Here is a 23,455-nt window from a genome sequence, read left to right on the forward strand (position 1 = left end):
TGGCCGTAGCCCGTGCCAGCCGCGGGCTGCCTTGGCATTCGCCGCTCATCGTCTATCGTTTCGGAGGATGGCAACTTTCACGGGGTTGGCGGCATGTTCAATGCCATGGGCGCCTATGTCAGGGCAGTGGAGTGGTTCAACCGCCTGGTTGGCCGTTTCACCATGTACCTGATCTTCGTGATGCTGGCCGTCCTGCTGTACTCATCGATTTCCAAGACCTTCTTCCAGCCTTCGATCTGGACCCTGGAGTCGGCGCAGTTCCTCATGGTCGCCTATTTCCTCCTGGGCGGCGCCTATTCCATGCAACTCGACGCCCATGTCCGCATGGACCTGATCTACTGCCGCTTCGGCCCGCGTGCCCGCGCCGTCATCGACGTGCTGACGGTGGGGTTTCTGCTGTTCTACCTGGCGCTGCTGCTCTATGGCGGCGTCTCCTCGACCCAGTACGCCCTGGAATACAAGGAAACCAGCTATTCGGCCTGGTCGCCGCAAATGGCGCCGATCAAGGTGCTGATGACCTTCGGTATCCTGCTGATGCTGCTGCAGGCCATTGCCAGCTTCTTCCGCGACCTCGCCACAGCCCTCGGCAAGGAACTGCCATGAGCTACGAGCTCATCGCCCTGCTGATGTTCAGCTCGATGATGCTGCTCCTGCTCACCGGCAAGCGGGTGTTCGGCGCCATCGGCTTCGTTGCGGCGGCGGCCTCGTTGCTGCTCTGGGGCGACGGCGGTTCCGAGATGGCCTTCAGCGCCGCCATGAAACTGATGAAGTGGTACCCGCTGCTGACCCTGCCGATGTTCGTGTTCATGGGGTACATGCTTTCCGAGTCGCGCGTTGCCGATGACCTCTACCGCATGTTCCACGTCTGGATGGGGCCGCTGCATGGCGGCCTGGCCATCGGCACCATCCTGCTCATGGTGGTGATCTCCGCCATGAACGGCCTCAGCGTCGCCGGCATGGCCATCGGCGCCACCATCGCCATGCCGGAACTGCTCAGGCGCGGCTACGACAAGATCATGGTCACCGGGGTGATCCAGGCTGGCAGCACCCTCGGCATCCTGATTCCGCCCAGCGTGGTGCTGGTGCTCTACGGCATGATCGCCCGCCAGCCCGTGGGGCAGCTGTGGCTGGCGGGAGTGTTCCCGGGCCTGTTGATGGCGAGCCTGTTCATCCTCTACATCGTCGTCCGCTGTCGCCTGCAACCCTGGGTCGGCCCGCCGCTGAGCCGCGAGGAGCGCGAGCGGATCACCTGGAGCGAGCGCATTCAGGTACTCCGCGCGGGGCTGGTTCCGCTGTTCATCTTCCTGGCCATGACCGGGCTGTTCCTGCTCGGCTACACCAGCCTGGTGGAAAGCTCGGCCGTCGGGGCGCTGGCGGCCGCCCTGGCCGCGCTGTTCCAGGGGCGGCTGACGCGGCAGGTGATGGAAGCCACCCTGCGCAAGACGCTGGGCATCACCTGCATGTTCATGTGGATCATCCTCGCCGCCCTGTGTTTCGGCGCGGTGTTCGACGGCCTGGGCGCGGTCAGGGCCATCGAAGGGATGTTCGTCGAGCAGATGGGGCTGAGCCCCTGGCAGATCCTGATCCTGATGCAGCTTTCCTTCATCGTCATGGGCATGTTCCTCGACGACACCGCCATGCTGGTGATCGTCGCGCCGCTCTACATTCCGCTGGTGGGAGCACTGGGCTTCGACCTGGTGTGGTACGGCGTGCTCTACACCATCACCTGCCAGATGGCGTACATGACGCCGCCCTTTGGCTACAACCTGTTTCTCATGCGGGCCATGGCGCCCCCGGAAGTGACACTGGGCGACATCTACCGTTCGGTGGTTCCCTTCGTGTTCATCATGATCGTCACCCTGGCGCTGGTGATGATCTTTCCCCAGATCGCCCTCTGGCTGCCCCAGTGGCACTACGGCGTCGGGGGAGGCTGATTCGTCAGGAGCGGCACTCTGCGCCGTGCGGTTGGCGGCGCAACGGAACAGGCGGAGTAGAGCAGGGCCCATGCCGACCTGAGAACGCTGCGTCGTCAGTGACGGCGCAGGGCTGGGCGGGTGCCAGGCACCCCTTTGACTCTCCTGGAGGTAACCCATGAGTACCAGACGTACGTTCCTCAAAGGCGCCGCCGTCGCCACCGGCGCGGTGGGCGCTACGCTGGGCGCGCCCTTCGTGCACGCCCAGTCCGGCAAGAAGATCACCTGGCGCCTGCAGACCTACGCCGGGCCGGCGCTGGCCGAGCACGTGATCAAGCCGTCCATCGACGCTTTCAACAAGGCGGCCAACGGCGAGATGGAAATCCAGCTCTACTTCGCCGACCAACTGGTGCCCACCGGCGAACTGTTCCGCGCCATGCAGAAGGGCACCATAGACGCGGTGCAGAGCGACGACGACTCCATCGCCGCGCCCGTGGACGTCGCCGTGTTCGGCGGCTACTTCCCCTTCGCCACCCGCTACAGCCTGGACGTCCCTGCGCTCTTCCACACCTATGGCCTGAACAAGATCTGGGAAGAGGCCTATGGCGAGGTCAAGGACGTGGTCTGGCTCGGCGCGGGCTCCTGGGACCCGTGCAACTTCGCCACCGTCCAGCCCATCCGCAGCCTGGCCGATCTCAAGGGCAAGCGCGTCTTCACCTTTCCCACGGCGGGCAAGTTCCTCACGCGCTTCGGCGTGATCCCGGTGACCTTGCCCTGGGAGGACGTGGAGGTGGCCATTCAGACGGGGGAGCTGGACGGTATCGCATGGTGCGGTATCACCGAGGACTACACCGTCGGTTGGGCCAACGTCACCAAGTACTTCCTCACCAACAACATCTCCGGCGCCTGGATCGGTTCCTACTTCGCCAACGCCAAGCGCTGGGCCGAAGTGCCCGAGCACCTGAAGACCCTGTTCCGCCTGTGCATGGACAGCTCCCACTATTACCGCCAGCACTGGTACTGGGGCGGCGAGGCCAGGCTGCGGGTGGAAGGCACCAAGCTGCAGCTCACCTCCATCCCCGACGCGGAATGGAAGACGGTAGAGGACGAGGCCCTCAAGTTCTGGGACGAAATCGCCAAAACCAGCCCGCGTTGCGCCAAGGTCGTCGAGATCTTCAAGCAGTACAACGCGCTGATGGCCAAGGCCGGCCCGCCGTACCGCTACTGAAATAGACCGGCCCGGTCCGCTGCCCGCGGGCCGGGCGTCCGACCACAAGGAATTGCCCATGGACCTGTTGCGTTGTGTTTCGCCCATCGACGGCTCCACCTATGTCGAGCGCCCCCTGGCGACCCGTGCCGAAACCGCCGCCGTGCTCGCGCGCGCCGAAGCCGCGCGAATGCCCTGGCGGGTGACCCCGGTGGCCGAGCGCGTCGCCATCACCCGTCGCGCCATCGCCGCCTTCGCCGCCCGCGAGGCGCAACTGGCCGAGGAACTCTGCTGGATGATGGGGCGGCCGATCCGCTACGCGCCGGGGGAGATCCGTGGTTTCGTCGAGCGCGCCAGCTACATGGCGGATATCGCCGAAGAAGCCCTGGCCGACATCCGCCTGCCGGACAAGCCCGGCTTCACCCGCCTGATCCGCCGCGAGCCGCTGGGCCTCGCCCTGGTCATCGCGCCCTGGAACTACCCCTACCTGACGGCGGTGAACGCCGTGGTGCCGGCCCTGCTGGCGGGTAACTGCGTGCTGCTCAAGCACTCGGCGCAGACCCCGCTGTGCGCCGAACGCATGGTGGAGGCCTTCGCCGAGGCCGGTTTGCCGGCCGGGGTGCTGCAATACCTGCACCTGACCCACAGCGATACGGAGCGGCTGATCCAGGCCGACCCCGTGCGCCATGTGGCCTTCACCGGCTCGGTGGCCGGCGGGGCCATGGTCGAGCGCGCGGTGGCCGGGCGCTTCATCAGTTCCGGGCTGGAGCTGGGTGGCAAGGACCCGGCCTACGTGCGCGCCGATGCCGATCTCGGCCACGCCGTGGAAACCGCCATCGACGGCGCCTTTTTCAACTCCGGCCAGTCCTGCTGCGGTATCGAGCGCATCTACGTGCACGCCGATCTCTACGATGCCTTCGTGGAGCAGGCGGTGGCCCTGGTTGGGCAATACCGCCTGGGCCGCTCCGACGACCCGGAAACCACCCTCGGCCCGCTGGTGCGCGCCGAGGCGGCGGAGTTCGTCCGTGGGCAGATACGCGAGGCCGTGGGGCAGGGCGCCCGGCCGCACCTGGACGTTGCCGCCTTCCCGCTGGACCGCACCGGCAGCGCCTACCTGGCGCCGCAGGTGCTGACCCAGGTGCATCACGGCATGCGGGTGATGAACGAGGAATCCTTCGGGCCGGTGGTGGGGATCCAGAAAGTGCGCGACGATGAGGAGGCGCTGGCGCTGATGAACGACAGCCCCTACGGCCTCACCGCCGCCATCTTCAGCCAGGACGAGGAGATCGCCCTGGCGCTGGCCGACCGGGTGGACGCCGGCACCGTCTTCCTCAACCGCTGCGACTACCTGGACCCGGCCCTGGCCTGGACCGGCGTGAAGAATTCCGGACGCGGCTGCACCCTGTCGCGGGTGGGGTACGAACACCTGACGCGGCCCAAGTCCTTCCACTTCAAGACCCGCCTGTGAGGTGTGCCATGGACCCGAGCCATTTCCGCATGAACTGGAACTACCCGACCTCGGTGCGCGTCGGCGTCGGCCGCATCGCCGAGCTGGGCGCGGCCTGCCGCGAGCTGGGCATGCAGGCGCCGCTGCTGGTCACTGACCCCGGCCTGGCGGCCCTGCCGATGGTCGAGGCGGCCCTGCGGCAGTGCCGCGACGCCGGGCTCAACGCCGGGTTGTTCCACGGCATCAAGGGCAACCCCACCGGGCCGAACGTGATGGATGGCGTGGCCGCCTTCAAGGCCGGCGGCCATGACGGGGTGATCGCCTTCGGCGGCGGCTCGGCCCTGGACGCCGGCAAGGCCATCGCCCTGATGGTGGGGCAGGACCGTCCGCTGTGGGATTTCGAGGACGTCGGCGACAACGCCTCGCGGGTCAATGTCGCCGGCATGGCGCCGGTGGTCGCGGTACCCACCACCGCCGGCACCGGCTCGGAAGTGGGGCGCGCGGCGGTGATCACCGACGACCAGGCACAGGTCAAGCGCATCATCTTCCATGCCCGGATGCTGCCGGCCATCGTCATCCTCGACCCCGAACTCACCCTCGGCCTGCCGCCGAAGATCACCGCCGCCACCGGCCTGGACGCGCTGTCCCACAGCCTGGAGGCCTACTGCTCGCCGCTCTACCATCCGATGGCCGAAGGCATCGCCCTGGAGGGCATGCGCCTGGTCAAGGACTACCTGCCGCGCGCCACCAACCGGGGCAGCGACGTCGAGGCGCGCCTGCAGATGCTGGTGGCCTCCTGCATGGGCGCCACTGCCTTCCAGCGCGGCCTCGGCGCCATGCATGCCCTGGCCCACCCCCTCGGCGCCCTCTACGACGCCCACCACGGGCTGCTCAATGCGGTGCTGATGCCCTATGTGCTGCAGGCCAACCGTGCTCATATCGAGGGGCCCATGGCGCGGCTGGCGCGCTACCTCGGCCTGCCGAAGGCGGGATTCGCCGGGGTGCTGGACTGGGTGGTGAGCCTGCGCGGCGAGCTGGACATTCCCCACAGCCTGGCCGAGATCGGCATCGATGACGCCCGCATCGAACAGGTGGGACGAATGGCCGAAGCAGACCCTTCCGCCGCGACCAACCCGGTCCGCTACGACGCCCAGGCCTACGCCCGGCTCTTCGAGAAGGCGCTGCATGGTCGGCTCTGAACTAATCTGATCAATGCAGCGGTGAGGTTCACCTGATCCGTGGCCACGCGGGCCGTGGCCCGCTCCGGGGCCGGTGCCCCGGCGTTATTCCAACACCCGCGAACCAGACCCTCGCCGATGCACGCCGGCGCCACAGGGCGTCGGTCCCGGATTCAACCTTGTTGGGAGAGCGGAAATGACTGAGTCATTCAGGGCGGTCGGGGGTTGCCGCTGCGACCAGAATCCCGTGCGCTACGAGTACAGTGCCCGTCCAGCGGAGTTGCACTACTGCCTGTGTACCGACTGCACCGACATCTGCGGCGGTGCCATGGCGATCATCGCGGTGGTGGACAGGAGTGCCTTCAAGATCACCGCCAACGCCGACAAGCTCAAGTGCTATCACTCCAAGGCCACCTGCCATCGCTACTTCTGTTCCGAGTGCGGCTGCCACATGTACCTGCACGTGGACGGCTTCCCCGATTTCGAGTTGGTCCACATCCCCACCCTGGACCGCGATTCCGACCCTGGCGGCAAGCCGGACCGCTATGTGTTCGTGCGCTCGAAGCACCCGCTCCTGACCCTGCCGGACGACGGCCTGCCCCGTCACCAGGGCTGGGCCAGCAGCGGAGACCCGGTGACCGACTGACAGGTATCGACCTGGCAGGGTGACAGGCTCCTCCCACCTTCAGGGAAAGGGGTGCCGGGAAATGCGCTGGTTTTTGGCCAGCGTCGCCTGTCACGCGGCACTGGCCAGGGTTTCGCGGAAGGCCTCGAAGGCCGCCGTGGAGTACCCCTGGCGCCAGACCAGCAGGGTTTCCACCTGCATCAGCGCGAGCGTGCGCAGCGGCGGGGGTTCGCGCTGCAGCTCCAGCACCGAGCGCGGCAGGATGCCGACGCAGGAACCGGCCGCGACGCAGGCGAGTATCGCGTGGTAGGAGCCCACCTGCTGCACCTTCGGCACCGGGCGGCCGCCGGCGGACAGCCAGCGCTCGGCGATCTGCCGGTAAGTGCAGCCCTCGGCGAAACCGGCCAGGCCGGGCACCTGCACGTCCGCCGGGTTACTCACCGGTGGGTGGCTGGCCGATAGCACCAGCAGCAGCTCCTCATCGAATACCGGCAAGGCTTCCAGCCCCAAACCTGCGACCTCCTCCTGCCAGGCCTGCTTGCCTCGGGGCCAGGCTACCAGCGCGCAGTCCAGCCGCCGGGCGAGTACGCCTTCAACCAGGGCCTGGCTGGTACCGGTGCTCACTTCCAGCGCCACCTCCGGGTAGCGCCCATGGAAGCGGCCGAGTGGGCCGGGCAGGCGGCTGGCGGCGGTACTCTCCATGCTGCCCAGGCGCAGGCGGCCGCCCGGCCTCTGCGGGTGCATGGCCTGGCGCGCCTCGTCCGCCAGGGCCAGCAGCCGTTCGCTGTAGTCGAGGAAGGCCTGGCCGCGGTCGGTGAGGGTCATGCGCTTGCCGTCACGGAGAAAGAGCGCGGCGCCCAGTTCTTCCTCCAGTTGGCGAATCCTGGTGGTGACGCTCGACTGCGCACGCTGCAGGCGTTGCGCCGCACGGGTCACACTGTTTTCCAGGGCCACGGCGCGGAAGATCTCCAGGCTGGATAGATCCATGGGTTTTGATCTCTAATGGAGAATGAATTATTAAAATTATTCTCGATATACGATAGATTGGCCAGGTTTTCACGCGCCAGGGAGTCGCTGCCTCATGTCCATCACCCAACTGCTCGGCATCGAGCACCCCATCATCCAGGCCCCCATGGTGGGCGTATCCACCCCGGCCCTGGCGGCTGCCGTGTCCAATGCCGGCGCCCTGGGCTCGATCGGCATCGGCGCCAGCACCCCGGCCCAGGCCCGCGTCATGCTGGCGGAGACCCGCGCGCTCACGGATGGTCCGTTCAACGTCAACCTGTTCTGCCATCGGCCGGCCAAGGCCGATCCGAAGCGCGAGGGCGCCTGGCTCGAGCACCTGCATCCGTTTTTTGCCGAGTTCGGCGCCGAGCCGCCGGCGGCGATCCGGGAGATCTACAAGAGTTTCCTCGATGACCCGGACATGCTGCAGATGCTGCTGGAGGAACGCCCTGCGGTGGTCAGCTTCCACTTCGGCCTGCCGCCGGGGGACTGGATCCGGGCGCTGAAGGCGGCCGGCATCCGCCTGCTGGCCAGCGCCACCACGCTCGAAGAGGCCAGGCTGGTCGAGGCCGCGGGTGTGGATGCGATAGTCGCCCAGGGCGTGGAAGCCGGCGGTCACCGGGGCGTCTTCGAGCCCGAAAAAGGTGACGCGGGCATCGGTACCCTGGCGCTGCTGCGGCTGATCGCGCGCCACTGCAGCCTGCCGGTGATCGCCGCCGGCGGCATCATGGACGGGCAGGGCATTTCCGCCGCCCTGGCCCTGGGCGCACAGGGCGTCCAGCTGGGGACTGCCTTCGTGCCGTGCCCCGAGTCCGCCGCCAACGCCGCCTACCGCGCTGCGCTGAAAAGCGAACGTGCCCATCACACCCGCATCACCGCCGTGATCTCGGGCCGCCCGGCGCGGGGAATGGTCAATCGGCTCTGGACCGATCTCGATACCCTCGCCGCGCCGGCACTGCCGGACTATCCCACCACCTACGATGCCGCCAAGGCCCTGCACGCCGCCGCGATTGCCAGGGGGTGCAACGATTTCGCCGTGCAATGGGCCGGCCAGGGCGCGCCGCTGGCGCGGGAGCTGCCAGCGGCGGAGTTGGTGAAGCTGTTGGTGGAGGAAATGAAGGGTTAGTCCGGAGGGCAGGCCTGTGGCCTCGCCCCTACAGAAGACCCTGGAACCTCGCACCGACTGCCCCCTTTCCCTTCAGGGAGAGGGCCGGGGAGAGGGGGCGCACCCGGAATCCACAAAAAAGCCCGAACGACCTCAGGGCCATTCGGGCAGTGGGGCCTTGGGCCCCGGCGGATCCTTTTGGTTATGTCTGCGTTAGCTGTTGCCAGGTTTCAACCATCGCGCTGAGAACTTCCTACGGGGAATAGCCAGTCGCAACACTTGATGCAGACAGAGCCGATCCTTTCGCTCAGCCAGGCGGCTGCTTGCGGTACTCGGTGGTGGTCATCCCGGCATAGCCCCAGTTATCGGTGTCGACCTCCTCGATGACGATGTGGGTCAGGTCGGGGCGCTTGCCGAGGACCCGCTGCAGGGTGTCGGTGATCTCGGCGATGACCTGGGCTTTCTGCTCGCGGGTCACGCCGTCGCGGGTGATGCGTACGCTGACGAAGGGCATGGTGTTCTCCTCCTTACCAGGTGCCGGTGCTCATGCCGCCGTCCACCGCCAGCACTATGCCGGTGGTGAAGCTGGCGTCGGTGAGGTAGAGCACCGCGTCGGCGATGTCCTGCACCTGGCCGATGTGGCCCACCGGCTGCAAGCCGTTGAGGAACTCGCGGATGGACGGGTCGTGCATCGGCGTCTCGATGATCCCGGGGGCCACGGCGTTGACCTTGATATCGTGGGTCGACAGTTCCAGGGCCAGGGCGCGGGTGAACTGGTTGAGCCCGCCCTTGATCAGGGTCGGCAGCGCGGCCGGCACATCGCGGTTGGGCTGGATTCCAACCGACGCGGTGATGGTGACTATATGGCCCTGACGACGGGGGACCATGTGCCGTGCGGCCTCCTGGGAGGCGTAGACCACGCCCTTGAGGTTGGTGGCGAGCATCGATTCCAGGTCGTCCTCGCTGTACTCGGTGAAGGGGCTGGGCACGAAGATCCCGGCATTGTTCACCAGCACATCCACCTGGCCGAAGCGCTCGATGGCGCGTTCGAACAGACGCTTGGAGGTTTCCGGCCTGGCGATGTCGCCCGCCACGCCGATGAAGTTCTTCGGGCTGCCCAGTTGTTCGGCGGCAGCTGCCAGGCGTTCTTCGCTGCGGGCGGAGCCGACGACGTTGAAGCCGCGTTCCAGATAGGCCTTGGCCAGGCCGAAGCCGATGCCGCTGGAGGCGCCCGTGATCACTACGGTTCTGTTGATGCCTTGCATGTCGATGGTCCTCGAATGAAACGATCGGGAGGTTCTGCAGAGGGCGCCTCTCTGTTGGAGTCGACTATATTTGTGTCGCTTAAGTGGATAAATATGGCCTCCAACACTTCAGTTGATACCTGGTGTAACTAATCTTGAAGCGCCAGTTCGACGACATCCTGCTCGGCAGCATCGAGCTCTTCTGCCTGGCGGCGGAGGAGGGCAGCTTCACCGCGGCGGCGCTGGTGGCCGGGGTCACTCCCGCCGCGGTCAGTCGTTCCATCTCGCGCCTGGAGGAGCGCCTGGGGGTGCGGCTGTTCGTGCGCACCACCCGCAGCATCCGCCTCACCGAGGGCGGCCGTGGCTACTACGAGGAATGCCGCCAGGCCCTGGCGCAACTGGTGGAGGCCGAGCGTGCGGTGATGGGCCAGCAGCAGGAGCCGAGCGGCGTACTGCGTATCAGCATTCCCACCACCTACGGCCATCACCGCGTGCTGCCGCTGTTGCCGGAGTTCCGCCGGCGCTATCCGCAGGTGAAGGTGGAAGTGCACCTGAGCAACCGCAATATCGATTTCGTCACCGAGGGCTATGACCTGGCGATCCGTGTGCGCGCCCAGCCGGATTCGACCCTGATCGCCCGTCATCTGGAGGATGCCGCGCTGGTGGTGATCGCCACCCCGGATTACCTGCAACGCGCCGGTACGCCCCTGACCCTGGAGGACCTGGCGCGGCACGAGTGCATCCAGTTCGAACTGCCCAGCAGCGGCCGGCGCATCTCCTGGCTGTTCCGCGACCAGGGGCGGGAGCGGGAGATCTTCGCCGAGGGAAGCTACCTGTTGTCCGATGATGTGGTGCAGGGGGGCGTTACCCTGGCCAAGCACGGTGCCGGACTGTTCCAGACCTACCGTTTCGTCGTCGAGAAGGAACTGGCCGACGGCAGCCTGGTGGAAGTGCTGCAGCCCTATGGCGGGCGTTCGCGGCCGTTCACCCTGCTGTATCCGCAGAACCGCCACGTGCCGCTGCGCCTGCGCGCCTTCGTGGATTTCCTGATGGGCTATCGCGAGCAATGGCGCGCTGTCGATCCGCCGGGCGGCCAGACGACCAATGGGTGATCGACTATCGTCTTCCAACTCCACCAGGACGTGCGCCATGAACAAACGGATCCACGCCATCACCCCATGCCTGTGGTTCGACGACCAGGCCGAGGCTGCCGCCAACTTCTACATCGGCATCTTCCCCAACTCGAAGATCACCGCCATCAGCCATTACGGCGAAGCGGGCAAGGAAATCCACGGCAAGGAGCCGGGCTCGGTCCTGACCGTCAACTTCGAGCTGGACGGCCAGGCTTTCACCGCCCTCAACGGCGGGCCGATCTTCACCTTTACCGAGGCGGTGTCCTTCCAGGTCCACTGCGAGACCCAGGACGAGGTGGATCACTACTGGGAGCGGCTGTCGGCCGGCGGCGACGACAACGCCAAGCAGTGTGGCTGGCTCAAGGACAGGTATGGCTTGTCCTGGCAGGTGGTGCCCGCCGCGCTTGTGGCCATGTTGACGGACCCCGACACCGCCAGCGCCCAGCGCGTCTTCACCGCCATGCTGCAGATGAAGAAGCTGGATATCGCCGCGCTGAAGAAGGCTTTCGCCGGCTGAGGCCGGTTTTCTGTGGCGGTGCAGTGTCAGTCGTGTAGGGGGATAGCGTTTTTCTATCCACCAGCGCGGCCACGCAAGGCCCCGATGGTGGAAATCCCGCAAGGGATTTCCACCCTACACGCCGATTGACATGGAATCTCTCACGAGCCGTCAGGCGTCGACGTTCACCACCACCCGCCCGCGCACCTTGCCCGCCAGCAGGTCGCCGGCCACTGCGATGGCGTCGCCCAGGCCGATCTCGCGGGTAATGGCGTCCAGCCGGGCGATGTCCAGGTCCCGCGCCAGGCGCTCCCAGGCCTGGATGCGCTCGGCACGCGGGCGGGTGACGCTGTTGATGCCCAGCAGGCTCACGCCGCGCAGGATGAAGGGCGCCACCGTGGCCGGGAGGTCCATGCCCTGGGCCAGGCCGCAGGCGGCCACGGCGCCATCGGCGCGCAGGCCTGCGCAGACGTTGGCCAGGGTATGGCTGCCCACCGAATCGATGGCGGCGATCCAGCGCTCCTTGCCCAGCGGACGACCCGGCTCGGAGAGTTCGCTGCGATCGATGATTTCGGCCGCGCCCAGGCCCTTCAGGTAGTCCACCTCGCTGGTACGGCCGGTGGCGGCCACCACCCGGTAGCCCAGGCGGGCGAGCAGGGCGATGGCGAAGCTGCCCACGCCACCGTTGGCACCGGTTACCAGCACGTCGCCCTGGCCCGGCTTCAGGCCATGGCGCTCCAGGGCCAGCAGGCAGAGCATGGCGGTGTAGCCCGCGGTGCCGATGGCCATGGCCTGACGCGGGCTGAAGGCGGAGGGCAGGGGAATCAGCCAGTCGCCCTTCAGCCGCGCCTTCTGCGCCAGACCGCCCCAATGGGTCTCGCCGACGCCCCAGCCGTTGAGCAGCACCGAGTCGCCCACCTTGTAGTCCGGATGGCTGCTGGCTTCCACCGTGCCGGCCAGGTCGATGCCCGGGACCATGGGGAACTGCCGTACCACCGGGCTCTTGCCGGTAATGGCCAGGCCGTCCTTGTAATTCAGGGTGCTGTAGGCCACCCGCACGGTCACATCGCCCTCCGGCAACTGTGCCTCGTCCAGCCGGGTGTTGTGGGCGCGGTAACCCGCCTCGTCCTTCTCGATCAGGATTGCGTCGAACATACTCACACCTCTATTTAGACCAGTCGTCTACAAATGGACCCGGAAAACCTATCGTGGCAATCCGGCCAGAAAACCCTCGAAGAAAATATCCAGCGGGACATTGTCCCGCGTCAGCCGGGAGCGCTGTACGGCGCCTTCCCAGCCAATCCAGAAGAATGCCGAAAGCGCCTCGCAATCGGCCTCCGCCGCAAGTTCGCCGGCGCTCTGGGCATCGCGCAGGCACCTGGCCAGGCGCTCCTGCCAGCTGCACAGGGTGGCTTCCAGGAGCAGGCGGAAGCTTTCGGGGAGGATGGCCACCTCCTGGCCCAGGTTGCCCACCAGGCAACCCCGGCAGAACTGGTGGCGGGCCATGCCGGACTTGGCGTCTTCGACGAAGTTCCGCAGGCGCTGGAGTGGCGGCACCTCGTCCTGCAGGAGCCAACGGTCAAGCTTGTGAGCGAAGTAGCTGGCATAGCTCTCCAGTACTGCCTGGCCAAAGTCTTCCTTGCTGTCGAAGTAGTGATAGAAGGAGCCCTTGGGCACGCCCACGCGCTTGAGCACCCGGTCGATGCCGGTGGCGACGAAGCCCTGTTCGGTCAGGATTTCCATGCCGCAGCGGATCAGTGCGGCACGGGTATCGGGGAAGTCCCGGTCGACCTTGGGTGGCCTGCCGCGACGGGGTCTGGAATGGATGTCGGTCATGGGGAGGGGATTTTAGACCGATTGTCTATAAAATCAATCGAACCAGGGTCTAACGGCGTAGCTCCATTGTGGGAGCGAATTCATTCGCGAAGGGCGAGCTGAGGCTCAAAGTGGACCGACGTCCGCCTTGCCGTCGTGGCGTTCGTTCATCCAGCGCAGGACCTGCTCGCCGAACTCGGGCGGGGCCTTGCGGGCGACGCGGCGGACCAGGTCGAGCACGGTCTGCTGGGCCAGGGCTTCTTCCATGCGTTGCTGCGCCTGGAGCATCACCGCATGGATCGAGCAGGGGCCGGCGGCAGCCCAGTCCGGCGTCGGGCAGCCGGCCTGGAACAGCGCGCATCGCTCGCGCACATCACGACACTCGAAAATCTGCTTGTCGCCATCGATGGCCCGGACGATATCCAGCACCGTGATCTCGTCGGCCGGCCGTGCCAGGCGGAATCCGCCGCGCACACCTTCGGTGGCCGCCACCAGGCCGGCCTTGGCCAGGCGGGTGAATACCTTGGCCAGCAGTTCCGGCGGCACGCCCTGAAGTTCGGCCAGGGTACGCACGCTGGCCTCGCGGCCATCCCCTTTCTCGTCCGCCAGGTAGAGCAGGCAGTGAATCCCGTACTCCACGCCCGAGCTGTACAACGCCATCTTTAACTCCGAGTAATATGTTCGCCTTTTTTGGCGGTCGTTTCCGAACCCTGAACCTGCGTTGACGGTCGCGATCGCGGCCGTACGAGTTCATTGGATGGCTTAATCCTAGGCGTAAATACATGGGAAGCGAAGGATGTTGCCCATCCAGGAAGGATGATGGCGACGAGTGGCGTGTCGAGCAAGAAAAAAAGCTTGCTGAAATTAACTACGACAAATAGATTCGTAGTTATCCGGTGCGGCTGGCAGCGAGAACCTCAGAGTCCGGCATGCGGATGTCGGGCGTGACCGCCCGGAGCAACTCAACTTCGCCTTGTGGAGATACACATGAAAAAACGCATTCTGATCGTCGGCGCCGGCTTCGGCGGTATGTGGAGCGCCCTGAGCGCAAGCCGTCTGCTGGACCAGCATGGTCGCGACGATGTCGAGGTGATGGTGCTCGCGCCCCAGGCCGAACTGCGCGTCCGACCGCGCTTCTACGAGCCGGAGGTGCACAAGATGGTGGCACCGCTGGACGAGCTGTTCGACGCGGTGGGCGTGACCTTCGTGCAGGGTTTCGCCGAGCGCATCGACGTCGAAGGCAAGCGTGTGGGCTATCGCACTGCCGATGGCCAGTTCGCCGAACAGGGCTATGACCGCCTGGTGCTGGCCACCGGCAGCCAGGTGGTGCGCCCTGCGCTCGCAGGCGTCGAGCATGCCTTCGACGTGGATCAGCTTGAAGAAGCGGTGCGCCTGGAGCGCCATATCCAGTCCCTGGCGCAGCGTCCGGCTTCCGTCAGCCGCAATACCGTGGTGGTGGCCGGCGGCGGCTTCACCGGTATCGAGACCGCTGCCGAAATGCCGGCCCGCCTGCGCGCGGCACTGGGGGGCGACGCCGAGGTGCGCGTGATCATTGTCGACCGTGGCAGCGAGATCGGTGCCGCCCTTGGCGAGGGGCCGCGCGTCGCCATTGCCGAGGCGAGCGAGGAGCTGGGCCTGGAATGGCGTCTCGACAGTGCGGTGGCTGCGGTGGATGCCGCTGGCGTGACCCTGGCCAGCGGTGAGCGTATCGATGCGGACACCGTGGTGTGGACCGTCGGTGTGCGGGCCAGTTCGCTGACCGAGCAGGTTCCCGCCGAGCGTGATGGCCAGGGGCGCCTGCATGTGGACGCCAACCTGCAGGTGCCGGGCCAGGTCGAGTTGTTCGCCACCGGTGATGTGGCCCGAGCCGCTTGCGATGACCAGGGGAACCACGCGCTGATGTCCTGCCAGCACGCCATTGCCCTGGGGCGCTCGGCCGGCAACAACGCGGCGGCGAGCCTGCTGGGGGGTGCGCCCATCCCCTACAGCCAGCCCAAGTACGTCACCTGCCTGGACCTGGGGGCCTGGGGGGCGGTGTTCACCGAAGGTTGGGACCGCCAGATCAGGTTCGAGCGGCAGGAAGGCAAGTCCATCAAGCAGGAGATCAACGGTGTGTGGATCTACCCGCCGGCGGCCGACCGCGCTACCGCCCTGGCTGCCGCTGACCCGATGATCCCCGTGGTGGCCTGATCCGCCCCCGCCAACCGCTCGCTGTCACGCGGTCTCCCACCGCGTGGCGGCGGGTTCGCAAGCTGCCATCCCGGAGGTCATCGTGGGCCCGACTATCCTGATTTCCACCCGGCCCCTGGCGGGCCAGTTCATCGAACAGTTGATTTCGCACTGGTTGCCGCAGGATTGCTGGAGCTTGCAAGCGCAGTCGACGGAGGGCCGCCGCTGGCGGCTGCAACTGGCCGTGGATCCCTGCAGCGACCCGGTTGGCCGGATGTTCGAGGCCGTGGTGATGAGCCATTGGCTGAAGGGACTGGAGTTCGAAGTATCGGATGGCGCGGGCTGACAGCGCCGGTCGGACGGCTCGAGGGAGCAATGCCTTCCGTAGCCTTTGGCTTGGTCGTCACGTTCAAGACAACGTCCCGGGGACGTGGATTCGCACGTGCAAAAGTCAGGCGGTGGTCCCCGCCGAATAGCCAATTCCCCGGAAAGCCAGCAGGCCAATGGCGACCCTTGGTCAGTTGAACCTTGCCTGACCGCGCCCTGTGCTATATCCCGAAGTGAGCAAGGCATGCGCCGACCTTCAGTTGAACTTCCCCGCCACGCCCGCCGGGCCGGCCGACCGTGGCCCCGGGCCTTCAACAAAGAGGTAGACCCCATGAGTACCCTGCAATGCGTTTACCGCGATCACACCATTGTCGCTGACGTGGTCGAGCATCCGGGCATCCCGACACCCTGGGCTGCCGGATGCCACATCACCTCTCCGGATGGCCAGACCACCCGCCGTATAGCCCTTCCCGTGCAGTTCGCCTTCCTGGCTGACCTGGAAAAGGCGCAGCACGCCTCCATCGCCCATGGCAAGTGGCTGGTGGACCAGTGCCTGGATGAGGGACGCGAACTCTTCCTGCGCAAGAGCGCGTGAAATCCCGGGGCAGGGAGGCCCCTTGTACGACAACATTGCGCCTCCATCTGCTGCGGCGCGGTAGTCGCGCGGGCGACGTGCAAGGAGCAACCCCCATGATCGATGCCCATTCCGACCTCGTCAGTCTCGAGGCCTGATCAGGCAGCATCGACGCGGGGCTGGTGCTCACGGCAGATCAGATCGATGGACGGGCGGCCCAGGGGTTCCCGGGTGAGTCCGCAGAAGGGCTCTCCATCCCGCTGCTGGTGGAAGCGGCACGTCTTGCACAGGCCGAATCCGGGCACATCGACCCGGCGCTGGATAGTGCGCAGCAGCTCCCCCAGCAGCCGTTCCAGTTCCGCAGCATCCGCGCCCATCTCGGCCGCGGCATCCACCAGGAAATCCGGTGGCGTCACCGCGGCCAGCAGTTCCCGCGCCGCGGGCGTGAGCTCCAGGTGCACACTGCGCTTGTCGTTCAGGTCCGGGCGCTTCTCGATCAGGCCCTTGGCCTCCAGCGCCTTCAGCGATTGCGACACGGTCCCCTTGGTCAGCCCCAGGTAGTCGGTTACCGCCAGGGGCGTGTCCGAGTAATGGTTGCAGCGCGCCAGGTATTCCAGGGCGCTGAGCTGCACGGGCTGCAGGTCTGCCAGCAGGGGATGCTCGCGATGCCAGATGCGCATCAGGCTGGTGAGCCGCTCGAACAGGTCGAATAGGGTGGTCATCTTCACCTCCGTCGATAAATAGTATCGAGTAAAAACTATGTTGACAAAGGAGTTCTTCCGGGTAGTCTGATTTATGTATCGATTCGATACTAATTTCATCGGGAGACTGAAAATGACCAATGCTCGCTACTACCACGCCGGCTGCCCGGTTTGCGTGTCTGCTGAACAGACCCTGCTGAACCTGCTCGCCCCTGAGGTGAAACTGGAAGCGGTGCATCTGGGCGAAGCCCCCGGCCGCATCGCCGAGGCCGAAGCTGCTGGCGTGAAGTCGGTTCCCGCGCTGGTGGTGGACGGCCAGGTGCTGCACATCAACTTCGGCGCCGCCCTTGCCGACCTGAAGTGAAGAGGGCGTCGAAATGCAGGTGAAAGTCTTCGACACCCATGTTCGTACCCGTGATGGCCGCTACCTGCACTTCGACGTGCTCACCAGTGGCGGTGACCAGGTCCGGGCCAGCCAGTACGCCAGCGAGTGGCTCGCCAGCCGCGGCGTGCATGGGGCCGACATCGCCGCCAGCGAGTGCCTGTTCTGCCACAGCGAAATCGCCAGTGCGCAGGTGGCCGAGGCCATCGGCCGGCAAGGCTATTCCATCATCCCGCTGCAAGGCTGCTGAGGAGGTCGTCATGTACCAGCCCCTGGATTGCGACCTGCACGACCTCCTGGAAATCGCCTGCCTCTACCGCTACCTGATACGGGTGGAACTGATCGATGGGGGTGGATTCGAGGCCAGGGCGCTGACCACCCATACCAGTGCGGAGAAGGAAGAGTTCTTCGTGCTGGAGGTGGAGGATGGTCCCTGTTCGGTGCGCCTCGACCGCCTGCTGGCGATCACGCCACTGGAGCCGGGCGCGCGTTTTGGCCGGGTGGAACTGGCGGGGAAGGTGTGCGTGGTCTAGCCGTGTCAGCCCTGTGGGGTGGATAGCGCTTTTCTATCCACCAGCGAGGCATTGCAAGACACCGATGGTGGAAATCCCCAAAGGGATTTCCACCCTACGCGCCGATTGACATGGAATCTCCCACAAATGACACCCAACAAAATGGCTCCGGAGCCCGTGCTTGGGCTAGCCTTCGCAGGCCAGCCGTGACCAGGACCCGCCGTTGAACATCGATACCCGCATCAAATTCCGCCACCTGCTGTGCTTTCTCGAGGTCGCGCGCCAGGGCAGCCTGGCGCGCGCCGCGGACCAGTTGGCGGTGAGCCAGCCGGCCATTTCCAAGACCCTCAAGGAACTGGAGGAAGTCCTCGACGCCAGCCTCTTCGAACGCGGCAAGACCGGCGTCAGCCTGACCGAGGCGGGGCTGGCCTTCATGCGCTACGCCGGCCCTTGCGTGCAGGCCCTGCGCGATGGGGTGAACAGCCTGCGCGAGGGCGAGTATGCCGCCGGTACCCTGCGCCTGGGCGTACTGTCCACCGTGGAAGGGTTGCTGGTGCCGGAAGTGGTGCGGCGTCTGCACCAGCGCCACCCCGCGCTGGTGGTCAGCGTGCTCACCGGGCCGGGAGCCTATCTGCTGGCGCAACTGCGGGTGGGCGAGCTGGACCTGGTGGTCGGCCGCGTGACCGACAGCCCGGATATCCAGGGCCTGACCTTCGAACACCTCTACAGCGAATCCATGACCTTGGTGGTCCGTGCCGGCCACCCGCTGCTGGAGGAGGGCGCCGACCGCCGCTCCCTGGACGGTTTCCCCCTGGTGCTGCCATTGGCGGGCACCACCATCCGCAAGCACGCCGACGGTTTCTTCGTGCAGAGCGGCATAAGCCCCCCGCGCCAGCGCCTGGAAACCCTGTCCCTGGCCCTCAGCCGGCGTTACGTGTTGAACGGTGACGCGGTGTGGATCGCACCGCTGGACGCCGTGCGCCTGGACCTGGGCAAGGGTGAGCTGGTGGAACTCGACCTGGGCTTCAAGGAGCCCGGCGGCTCGGTGGGGATCTGCAGCAATGCCTCGCTGCTGCTGTCACTGGCGGCGCAATGGGCAGTGGAGACCCTGCGGGAAGTGGCCCTGGACTATCGCGAGGGTCGCCTGACATAACCAAATGGTTATGTCAGGCGGGCATGATTTCAATTTCCCGCCGGCCTCCGCTGGATGACACTGCGACCCACGGCCCGCTGCCCTGGTACCGATAGGCCGCCTGATGAATCCAATAAGAGGAAACCGTGATGTCCGATGCGGAAAACAGCCGCTTCGTCATTCGTGACCGAAACTGGCACCCGAAAGCCTTCACCCCCGACTACAAGACCTCCGTGGCCCGCTCGCCGCGCCAGGCGCTGGTGAGCATCCCGCAGTCCGTTTCCGAGACCAGCGGCCCGGACTTCTCCCACCTGAAGATGGGCCAGCACGACAACGACCTGCTGCTCAACTTCAACAATGGTGGGTTGCCCATCGGCGAGCGCATCATCGTTTCCGGCCGGGTCGTCGATCAGTACGGCAAGCCGGTGCCGCACACCCTGGTGGAGATGTGGCAGGCCAACGCCGGCGGTCGCTACCGCCACAAGAATGACCGCTACCTGGCTCCGCTGGACCCGAACTTCGGTGGTGTCGGCCGCGCCCTCACCGACAGCGATGGCCGTTACATCTTCCGCACCATCAAGCCGGGCCCCTATCCCTGGCGCAATGGCCCCAACGACTGGCGCCCGGCGCATATCCACTTTTCCATCAGCGGGCCGTCCATCTCCACCCGCCTGATCACCCAGCTGTACTTCGAAGGCGACCCGCTGATCCCGATGTGCCCGATCGTCAAGAGCATCGCCAACCCCGACGCGGTGGAAACATTGATCGCCAAGCTCGACATGAGCAACGCCAATCCCATGGATTGCCTGGCGTACCGCTTCGACATCGTCCTGCGCGGCCAGCGCCAGACCCACTTCGAGAACCGCTGAGGAGAACCCCGCATGCCTATCGAACTGCTGCCGGAAACCCCCTCGCAGACCGCCGGCCCCTACGTGCACATCGGCCTGGCCCTGGCGGCCGCCGGCAACCCGACCCGCGACCAGGAAATCTGGAACCGGATGGCCAAGGCCGACGCCCCCGGCCAGCACATCCTGCTGCTGGGCAACGTCTACGACGGCAACGGCCACCTGGTGCGCGATTCCTTCCTGGAGTTCTGGCAGGCCAACCACGAAGGCGTCTACGACAGCGCCTTCGACCTGGAGAAACCCTTCAACTGTTTCGGCCGCACCGCCACCACCTTCGATGCCGGCGAATGGACCCTGCAGACGATCAAGCCGGGCGTGGTGAAGAGCGCCGCCGGCGTGCCCATGGCGCCGCATATCAACGTGTCGCTGTTCGCCCGTGGCATCAACATCCATCTGCAGACCCGCATCTATTTCGATGACGAGGCCGCGGCCAACGCCGTCGATCCGGTGCTCAACCTGATCGAGCAGCCGCAACGCCGGGAAACCCTGGTGGCGCACCGCTGCGAGGTGGACGGCCAACTGGCCTACCGCTTCGACATCCGTATCCAGGGAGAAGGGGAAACGGTGTTCTTTGACTTCTAAGGAAAGGGAACCCGCCTTCGATGGGCTGGCCGAAGCCGTTGGCCAGCGCATCGAAAGGCACTTCGACGGACTGCTGGAGGCCCGTGGTTACCGGGCCGACACGGCGCAACTCACAGCCGTTGCCCGGCTCGGGCAATGGCTGGAGTCGTTTCTGGCCGGCAGGAAAGGCTGGCTGCGGCGCCTACCCGCCGGACTCTATCTCTGGGGCGGTGTAGGGCGCGGCAAGAGCTTCGTCATGGATGCCTTTTTCGCCGCCGCGCCGTTATCCGCCAAGCGCCGCGTGCACTTCCACGCCTTCCTCCAGGAGTTGCAGGCACGCATGCAGGCCTTTGCCGGCCAGCCCGATCCGCTTGCCCTGGCCGCGAAAGAGCTGGCGGCACAGACGCGGCTGCTCTGCTTCGATGAATTCCATGTCCACGACATGGGCGATGCCGTCCTGCTCGGGCGTCTGCTCAAGGTGCTGGTGGAGGAGGGCGTGGGCCTGGTCTGCACCTCCAATTACGCCCCTGAAGGCCTCTGCCCGAACCCGCTCTACCGCGAACGCTTCAAGCCCGCCATCGCGCTGATCGACAAGCGCTTCGAGGTGCTGAACCTGGATGGCGGCGAGGACTACCGCCAGCGTCGCGGCGAGCTGGAAGCCTGGGGCCACTACTGCTGGCCGCAGTCGGGCTTCGCCGCGGGCTGGATCGAGCGCCAGCTGGGCCTGACCGCTGCCGTCGACCGGGATGTGGAGGTGGCGGTCAACCACCATCCCCTGAACCTGCGGGCCATGGAGGGGGAGTGCGCCTGGCTGGACTTCGACGAACTGTGCCGCCGGCCGCATTCCAGCGCCGACTTCCTCTGGCTCTGCCGGCGCTTCCGCCGGCTGGCGATCAGCGGCGTGCCTTGTCTGGGGGAGGAGGGCATCGACGTGCAGCAACGCTTCGTCAACCTGATCGATATCGCCTACGACGCCGGGACCCGGCTGCTGATGGCCAGCGAGGCCAGCCTGGACGACCTGTGCCGGGGCAAACCCCATATGGACTTCTCCCGTACCCGCAGCCGGTTGCAGCAGTTGAAACCGCTGCAGCCGGGCCATGGCGACTGATCACTGAAGAACCCTAGATGCTCCAGATACTTGGCATTACTGCGCCGATCTTCATCCTGATCGGCATTGGCTTCCTGTCCGCCCGCGGGCGGTTGGTGGGCCCGGAACAGGTCCTCGGCCTCGGCAGGTTCGTGATCACCTTCGCCCTGCCGGCCCTGGTGATACGTGCGCTGCTGGAAAAGCCCCTGGACGAAGTGTTCGACGCCACCTACCTGCTGGCCTATGGCATGGGGTCCCAGGTGGTGTTCTGGGGCGGTTTCCTGCTCTCCCGCCTGGTACGCAAGGACAGCCTCAGTGGCAGCGCGCTGAGCGGCCTGGGCATGTCGGTCTCCAACAGTGGCTTCGTCGGCTACCCGATAGTGGCCATGGTGCTGGGCTCCCCGGCAGCGGTGGCCTTGGCCCTCGGGATGCTGGTGGAGAACCTGCTGATGATTCCCCTGGCCCTGGCCATCGCCGAACTGGGCCGGCAGAACGGCGGAGGCCTGCGCGCGGCCTTGCTGGATACCTTCGTGCGACTGCTGCGCAACCCGGTGATCATCGCCATCAGCATCGGCCTGGCACTGGCCCTGCTCGAGGTTCGCCTGCCGGCCGTACCAGCCAGGGTGGTGGAAATGCTGGCCGCGGCTTCGGCGCCGGTTGCGCTCTTCGTCATAGGCGCCAGCCTTTATGGCCTCAGGGCCGGCGGGCTGGTGAAGGATGTGGCGCAGCTCAGTATCGGCAAGCTGCTGCTGCATCCGCTGGCGGTATGGCTGAGCTTTCAACTGCTGCCGCCGGTGGAGCCGACACTGCGGGTGGCCGGGGTGCTCTTCGCCTGTGCGCCGATGATGAGCATCTACCCCATCCTCGGTCAGCGCTTCGGGCTGGAAGGCCGCTGTGCCGCGGCGCTGGTGGTCTGTACGGTTCTGGCCTTCGTCACGATCAGCGGCTTTCTCGGATTGCTGGTCTAGTACCCGACGCGGCTGTCGCGCTGGCTATCCTCTATGGGGCATCCGCACGACCGTGCGACCCACACTGGCAGGAGGAGGCGATGATGAGCAAACGATTGAGCGAGGAAGGCATGGACCTGCTGTTCCGCCAGGCACGGACCTACAGTGGCTGGCTGGAAAAACCGGTCAGCGACGATACCCTGCGCCAGCTCTACGACCTGATGAAGTGGGGCCCCACCAGCGCCAACTGTTGTCCGGCGCGCATCCTCTTCCTGCGTACGGAGGAGGCCAAGCGCCGGCTCCTGCCCGCGCTGGCACCCGGCAACGTGGACAAGACCATGGCGGCGCCGGTCACGGCCATCATCGCCTACGACGTGAAGTTCTACGAACAGCTGCCCAAGCTCTACCCGCATACCGACGCCCGCGGCTGGTTCGCCGATACCCCGGAGCTGGCGGGCATCACGGCGCGGCGCAACAGCTCGCTGCAGGGTGCCTACTTCATGATCGCGGCCCGGGCGCTCGGACTGGACTGCGGGCCCATGTCCGGCTTCGACAACGCGCTGGTCGACCATGAGTTCTTCCCGGCCGACGGCCAGGGCGATGCCTTCCAGCTGGAGCACTTCCCGGACAGCCATGTGAAGACCAACTTCCTCTGCAACCTGGGCTATGGCGACCCGTCCAGGCTGCATCCGCGTTCTCCGCGGCTGGAGTTCGACGAAGCCTGCAAGTTGCTGTAGGGCTTGGGAGTCGTGGGGGCGATTTCAACCGCTAAGCAGACCGCAGGTCTGCCCTGAGACATTTCAGGGGCAGCTGCGCCGCCCATGGCGAATGAATTCGCCCCCACATGGCGGGCCGGGGTGATGGCTTCTGCCGGGGGGAGGGAAATCCGGCTGCGCCTCTTGAGCGAAGCCGTTGCCGGGCGCCGAGGTACCTGATCAAACCGGGGCGCCGGTTGGCGGGGGCAAAGTACGAGTCGAGGACGGCAGGGTC

At 66.1% G+C, this 23,455-nt stretch carries 28 protein-coding genes; 21 read left to right on the forward strand and 7 right to left on the reverse strand.

All coding sequences use genetic code 11. From position 1 onward, the window contains the following. The first annotated feature begins 93 nt into the window (after nucleotides 1-93). From ACFPU0_RS25630 to ACFPU0_RS25655, 6 genes are all read left to right on the forward strand, one after another. Entirely contained in the window at nucleotides 94-603 is a 510-nt protein-coding gene (locus ACFPU0_RS25630; protein WP_377696107.1) for a TRAP transporter small permease subunit, read from the forward strand. Next, nucleotides 600-1,934 carry a TRAP transporter large permease gene (locus ACFPU0_RS25635; protein ID WP_377696108.1) on the forward strand — a complete coding sequence of 445 codons (1,335 nt, stop codon included), beginning with the start codon at nucleotides 600-602 and terminating at the stop codon, nucleotides 1,932-1,934. The genes ACFPU0_RS25630 and ACFPU0_RS25635 overlap by 4 nt, the downstream gene beginning before the upstream one ends. A gap of 157 nt (nucleotides 1,935-2,091) precedes the next feature. Continuing rightward, nucleotides 2,092-3,141 carry a TRAP transporter substrate-binding protein gene (locus ACFPU0_RS25640; RefSeq protein ID WP_377696109.1) on the forward strand — a complete coding sequence of 350 codons (1,050 nt, stop codon included), beginning with the start codon at nucleotides 2,092-2,094 and terminating at the stop codon, nucleotides 3,139-3,141. 58 nt (nucleotides 3,142-3,199) lie between these two features. Next, nucleotides 3,200-4,588 (forward strand): aldehyde dehydrogenase family protein, encoded by a 1,389-nt coding sequence (locus tag ACFPU0_RS25645; RefSeq protein ID WP_377696110.1) that lies wholly within the window; start codon nucleotides 3,200-3,202, stop codon nucleotides 4,586-4,588. A gap of 8 nt (nucleotides 4,589-4,596) precedes the next feature. Then, a complete protein-coding gene (locus ACFPU0_RS25650) occupies nucleotides 4,597-5,766 on the forward strand; it encodes an iron-containing alcohol dehydrogenase (protein ID WP_377696111.1) in 1,170 nt (389 codons plus the stop codon). 175 nt (nucleotides 5,767-5,941) lie between these two features. Next, nucleotides 5,942-6,391 (forward strand): GFA family protein, encoded by a 450-nt coding sequence (locus tag ACFPU0_RS25655; RefSeq protein WP_377696112.1) that lies wholly within the window; start codon nucleotides 5,942-5,944, stop codon nucleotides 6,389-6,391. A 90-nt stretch (nucleotides 6,392-6,481) separates the two neighbouring features. On the opposite strand, the gene ACFPU0_RS25660 is transcribed toward ACFPU0_RS25655, so the two are convergent. Then, on the reverse strand, nucleotides 6,482-7,357 hold the full coding sequence (locus tag ACFPU0_RS25660) for a LysR family transcriptional regulator (protein ID WP_377696113.1): 876 nt from the start codon (nucleotides 7,355-7,357) through the stop codon (nucleotides 6,482-6,484). Between the two features lie 94 nt (nucleotides 7,358-7,451). On the opposite strand from ACFPU0_RS25660, the gene ACFPU0_RS25665 reads away from it, so the two are divergent. Further along, nucleotides 7,452-8,501 carry an NAD(P)H-dependent flavin oxidoreductase gene (locus tag ACFPU0_RS25665; RefSeq protein WP_377696114.1) on the forward strand — a complete coding sequence of 350 codons (1,050 nt, stop codon included), beginning with the start codon at nucleotides 7,452-7,454 and terminating at the stop codon, nucleotides 8,499-8,501. 286 nt (nucleotides 8,502-8,787) lie between these two features. Here ACFPU0_RS25665 and ACFPU0_RS25670 read toward each other — a convergent pair whose 3' ends face one another. Then, entirely contained in the window at nucleotides 8,788-8,994 is a 207-nt protein-coding gene (locus tag ACFPU0_RS25670) for a tautomerase family protein (RefSeq protein WP_377696115.1), read from the reverse strand. Nucleotides 8,995-9,007: 13 nt separating this feature from the next. Further along, a complete protein-coding gene (locus ACFPU0_RS25675) occupies nucleotides 9,008-9,745 on the reverse strand; it encodes an SDR family NAD(P)-dependent oxidoreductase (protein WP_377696116.1) in 738 nt (245 codons plus the stop codon). 134 nt (nucleotides 9,746-9,879) lie between these two features. On the opposite strand from ACFPU0_RS25675, the gene ACFPU0_RS25680 reads away from it, so the two are divergent. Next, the gene (locus tag ACFPU0_RS25680; RefSeq protein WP_377696117.1) at nucleotides 9,880-10,836 is read left to right on the forward strand and encodes a LysR family transcriptional regulator; all 957 of its coding nucleotides are present in this window, start codon (nucleotides 9,880-9,882) and stop codon (nucleotides 10,834-10,836) included. A 37-nt stretch (nucleotides 10,837-10,873) separates the two neighbouring features. Then, nucleotides 10,874-11,374 (forward strand): VOC family protein, encoded by a 501-nt coding sequence (locus ACFPU0_RS25685; protein ID WP_377696118.1) that lies wholly within the window; start codon nucleotides 10,874-10,876, stop codon nucleotides 11,372-11,374. 150 nt (nucleotides 11,375-11,524) lie between these two features. Here ACFPU0_RS25685 and ACFPU0_RS25690 read toward each other — a convergent pair whose 3' ends face one another. The 3 genes from ACFPU0_RS25690 to ACFPU0_RS25700 all read right to left on the reverse strand — a co-directional run bounded on the left by ACFPU0_RS25690 (nucleotide 11,525) and on the right by ACFPU0_RS25700 (nucleotide 13,828). Continuing rightward, a complete protein-coding gene (locus tag ACFPU0_RS25690) occupies nucleotides 11,525-12,508 on the reverse strand; it encodes an MDR family oxidoreductase (protein ID WP_377696119.1) in 984 nt (327 codons plus the stop codon). 48 nt (nucleotides 12,509-12,556) lie between these two features. Continuing rightward, nucleotides 12,557-13,189, reverse strand: a complete 633-nt coding sequence (locus ACFPU0_RS25695; RefSeq protein ID WP_377696120.1) for a TetR/AcrR family transcriptional regulator — start codon at nucleotides 13,187-13,189, stop codon at nucleotides 12,557-12,559. Between the two features lie 105 nt (nucleotides 13,190-13,294). Beyond that, a complete protein-coding gene (locus tag ACFPU0_RS25700; protein WP_377696121.1) occupies nucleotides 13,295-13,828 on the reverse strand; it encodes an RrF2 family transcriptional regulator in 534 nt (177 codons plus the stop codon). A 327-nt stretch (nucleotides 13,829-14,155) separates the two neighbouring features. On the opposite strand from ACFPU0_RS25700, the gene ACFPU0_RS25705 reads away from it, so the two are divergent. The 3 genes from ACFPU0_RS25705 (at nucleotide 14,156) to ACFPU0_RS25715 (ending at nucleotide 16,259) form a co-directional block, all read left to right on the forward strand. After that, nucleotides 14,156-15,358 carry an NAD(P)/FAD-dependent oxidoreductase gene (locus ACFPU0_RS25705; protein ID WP_377696122.1) on the forward strand — a complete coding sequence of 401 codons (1,203 nt, stop codon included), beginning with the start codon at nucleotides 14,156-14,158 and terminating at the stop codon, nucleotides 15,356-15,358. Between the two features lie 82 nt (nucleotides 15,359-15,440). Next, entirely contained in the window at nucleotides 15,441-15,683 is a 243-nt protein-coding gene (locus ACFPU0_RS25710) for a hypothetical protein (protein WP_377696123.1), read from the forward strand. Nucleotides 15,684-15,995: 312 nt separating this feature from the next. Next, entirely contained in the window at nucleotides 15,996-16,259 is a 264-nt protein-coding gene (locus ACFPU0_RS25715; RefSeq protein ID WP_377696124.1) for a hypothetical protein, read from the forward strand. 137 nt (nucleotides 16,260-16,396) lie between these two features. On the opposite strand, the gene ACFPU0_RS25720 is transcribed toward ACFPU0_RS25715, so the two are convergent. Continuing rightward, the gene (locus ACFPU0_RS25720; protein ID WP_377696125.1) at nucleotides 16,397-16,960 is read right to left on the reverse strand and encodes a MarR family winged helix-turn-helix transcriptional regulator; all 564 of its coding nucleotides are present in this window, start codon (nucleotides 16,958-16,960) and stop codon (nucleotides 16,397-16,399) included. Nucleotides 16,961-17,072: 112 nt separating this feature from the next. Here ACFPU0_RS25720 and ACFPU0_RS25725 point away from each other — a divergent pair, with 112 nt between their 5' ends. The 9 genes from ACFPU0_RS25725 (at nucleotide 17,073) to ACFPU0_RS25765 (ending at nucleotide 23,202) form a co-directional block, all read left to right on the forward strand. Beyond that, the gene (locus tag ACFPU0_RS25725) at nucleotides 17,073-17,303 is read left to right on the forward strand and encodes a thioredoxin family protein (RefSeq protein WP_377696126.1); all 231 of its coding nucleotides are present in this window, start codon (nucleotides 17,073-17,075) and stop codon (nucleotides 17,301-17,303) included. A 13-nt stretch (nucleotides 17,304-17,316) separates the two neighbouring features. Next, nucleotides 17,317-17,571, forward strand: a complete 255-nt coding sequence (locus tag ACFPU0_RS25730; RefSeq protein WP_377696127.1) for a DUF2024 family protein — start codon at nucleotides 17,317-17,319, stop codon at nucleotides 17,569-17,571. 10 nt (nucleotides 17,572-17,581) lie between these two features. After that, nucleotides 17,582-17,854: a Rho-binding antiterminator gene (locus tag ACFPU0_RS25735; RefSeq protein ID WP_377696128.1), complete on the forward strand. Its 273-nt coding sequence runs from the start codon at nucleotides 17,582-17,584 to the stop codon at nucleotides 17,852-17,854. Nucleotides 17,855-18,056: 202 nt separating this feature from the next. Next, nucleotides 18,057-18,986 carry a pca operon transcription factor PcaQ gene (gene pcaQ / locus ACFPU0_RS25740; protein WP_377696129.1) on the forward strand — a complete coding sequence of 310 codons (930 nt, stop codon included), beginning with the start codon at nucleotides 18,057-18,059 and terminating at the stop codon, nucleotides 18,984-18,986. Nucleotides 18,987-19,114: 128 nt separating this feature from the next. Next, nucleotides 19,115-19,834 (forward strand): protocatechuate 3,4-dioxygenase subunit beta, encoded by a 720-nt coding sequence (gene pcaH / locus ACFPU0_RS25745; RefSeq protein WP_377696130.1) that lies wholly within the window; start codon nucleotides 19,115-19,117, stop codon nucleotides 19,832-19,834. Nucleotides 19,835-19,846: 12 nt separating this feature from the next. Then, complete coding sequence (gene pcaG, locus ACFPU0_RS25750; RefSeq protein ID WP_377696131.1) at nucleotides 19,847-20,452, forward strand: protocatechuate 3,4-dioxygenase subunit alpha; 606 nt, start codon at nucleotides 19,847-19,849, stop codon at nucleotides 20,450-20,452. Next, nucleotides 20,442-21,539 (forward strand): cell division protein ZapE, encoded by a 1,098-nt coding sequence (gene zapE, locus ACFPU0_RS25755; protein WP_377696132.1) that lies wholly within the window; start codon nucleotides 20,442-20,444, stop codon nucleotides 21,537-21,539. Before pcaG ends, zapE begins: the two co-directional genes overlap by 11 nt. Nucleotides 21,540-21,556: 17 nt before the next feature. Beyond that, nucleotides 21,557-22,486, forward strand: coding sequence for an AEC family transporter (locus ACFPU0_RS25760; protein WP_377696133.1), 930 nt, complete (start codon nucleotides 21,557-21,559; stop codon nucleotides 22,484-22,486). Nucleotides 22,487-22,569: 83 nt separating this feature from the next. Continuing rightward, nucleotides 22,570-23,202: a malonic semialdehyde reductase gene (locus ACFPU0_RS25765; RefSeq protein ID WP_377696134.1), complete on the forward strand. Its 633-nt coding sequence runs from the start codon at nucleotides 22,570-22,572 to the stop codon at nucleotides 23,200-23,202. Nucleotides 23,203-23,455 lie beyond the last annotated feature (253 nt).

Source organism: Pseudomonas sp. GCM10022186, assembly GCF_042656385.1.
Taxonomy (GTDB): Bacteria; Pseudomonadota; Gammaproteobacteria; order Pseudomonadales; family Pseudomonadaceae; genus Metapseudomonas.

Excerpts from the sequence above, each read along its gene's own strand:
- ACFPU0_RS25685 (WP_377696118.1), top strand. The coding sequence starts at position 10,874 with ATGAACAAACGGATCCACGCCATCACCCCATGCCTGTGGTTCGACGAC.
- ACFPU0_RS25660 (WP_377696113.1), bottom strand. The coding sequence starts at position 7,357 with ATGGATCTATCCAGCCTGGAGATCTTCCGCGCCGTGGCCCTGGAAAAC.
- ACFPU0_RS25630 (WP_377696107.1), top strand. The coding sequence starts at position 94 with ATGTTCAATGCCATGGGCGCCTATGTCAGGGCAGTGGAGTGGTTCAAC.
- ACFPU0_RS25665 (WP_377696114.1), top strand. The coding sequence starts at position 7,452 with ATGTCCATCACCCAACTGCTCGGCATCGAGCACCCCATCATCCAGGCC.
- ACFPU0_RS25735 (WP_377696128.1), top strand. The coding sequence starts at position 17,582 with ATGTACCAGCCCCTGGATTGCGACCTGCACGACCTCCTGGAAATCGCC.
- ACFPU0_RS25705 (WP_377696122.1), top strand. The coding sequence starts at position 14,156 with ATGAAAAAACGCATTCTGATCGTCGGCGCCGGCTTCGGCGGTATGTGG.
- ACFPU0_RS25720 (WP_377696125.1), bottom strand. The coding sequence starts at position 16,960 with ATGACCACCCTATTCGACCTGTTCGAGCGGCTCACCAGCCTGATGCGC.
- ACFPU0_RS25635 (WP_377696108.1), top strand. The coding sequence starts at position 600 with ATGAGCTACGAGCTCATCGCCCTGCTGATGTTCAGCTCGATGATGCTG.
- ACFPU0_RS25640 (WP_377696109.1), top strand. The coding sequence starts at position 2,092 with ATGAGTACCAGACGTACGTTCCTCAAAGGCGCCGCCGTCGCCACCGGC.
- ACFPU0_RS25695 (WP_377696120.1), bottom strand. The coding sequence starts at position 13,189 with ATGACCGACATCCATTCCAGACCCCGTCGCGGCAGGCCACCCAAGGTC.
- pcaH (WP_377696130.1), top strand. The coding sequence starts at position 19,115 with ATGTCCGATGCGGAAAACAGCCGCTTCGTCATTCGTGACCGAAACTGG.
- ACFPU0_RS25700 (WP_377696121.1), bottom strand. The coding sequence starts at position 13,828 with ATGGCGTTGTACAGCTCGGGCGTGGAGTACGGGATTCACTGCCTGCTC.
- ACFPU0_RS25645 (WP_377696110.1), top strand. The coding sequence starts at position 3,200 with ATGGACCTGTTGCGTTGTGTTTCGCCCATCGACGGCTCCACCTATGTC.
- ACFPU0_RS25670 (WP_377696115.1), bottom strand. The coding sequence starts at position 8,994 with ATGCCCTTCGTCAGCGTACGCATCACCCGCGACGGCGTGACCCGCGAG.
- ACFPU0_RS25725 (WP_377696126.1), top strand. The coding sequence starts at position 17,073 with ATGACCAATGCTCGCTACTACCACGCCGGCTGCCCGGTTTGCGTGTCT.
- ACFPU0_RS25715 (WP_377696124.1), top strand. The coding sequence starts at position 15,996 with ATGAGTACCCTGCAATGCGTTTACCGCGATCACACCATTGTCGCTGAC.
- ACFPU0_RS25675 (WP_377696116.1), bottom strand. The coding sequence starts at position 9,745 with ATGCAAGGCATCAACAGAACCGTAGTGATCACGGGCGCCTCCAGCGGC.
- ACFPU0_RS25765 (WP_377696134.1), top strand. The coding sequence starts at position 22,570 with ATGAGCAAACGATTGAGCGAGGAAGGCATGGACCTGCTGTTCCGCCAG.
- ACFPU0_RS25730 (WP_377696127.1), top strand. The coding sequence starts at position 17,317 with ATGCAGGTGAAAGTCTTCGACACCCATGTTCGTACCCGTGATGGCCGC.
- ACFPU0_RS25650 (WP_377696111.1), top strand. The coding sequence starts at position 4,597 with ATGGACCCGAGCCATTTCCGCATGAACTGGAACTACCCGACCTCGGTG.
- pcaG (WP_377696131.1), top strand. The coding sequence starts at position 19,847 with ATGCCTATCGAACTGCTGCCGGAAACCCCCTCGCAGACCGCCGGCCCC.
- ACFPU0_RS25690 (WP_377696119.1), bottom strand. The coding sequence starts at position 12,508 with ATGTTCGACGCAATCCTGATCGAGAAGGACGAGGCGGGTTACCGCGCC.
- ACFPU0_RS25655 (WP_377696112.1), top strand. The coding sequence starts at position 5,942 with ATGACTGAGTCATTCAGGGCGGTCGGGGGTTGCCGCTGCGACCAGAAT.
- ACFPU0_RS25760 (WP_377696133.1), top strand. The coding sequence starts at position 21,557 with ATGCTCCAGATACTTGGCATTACTGCGCCGATCTTCATCCTGATCGGC.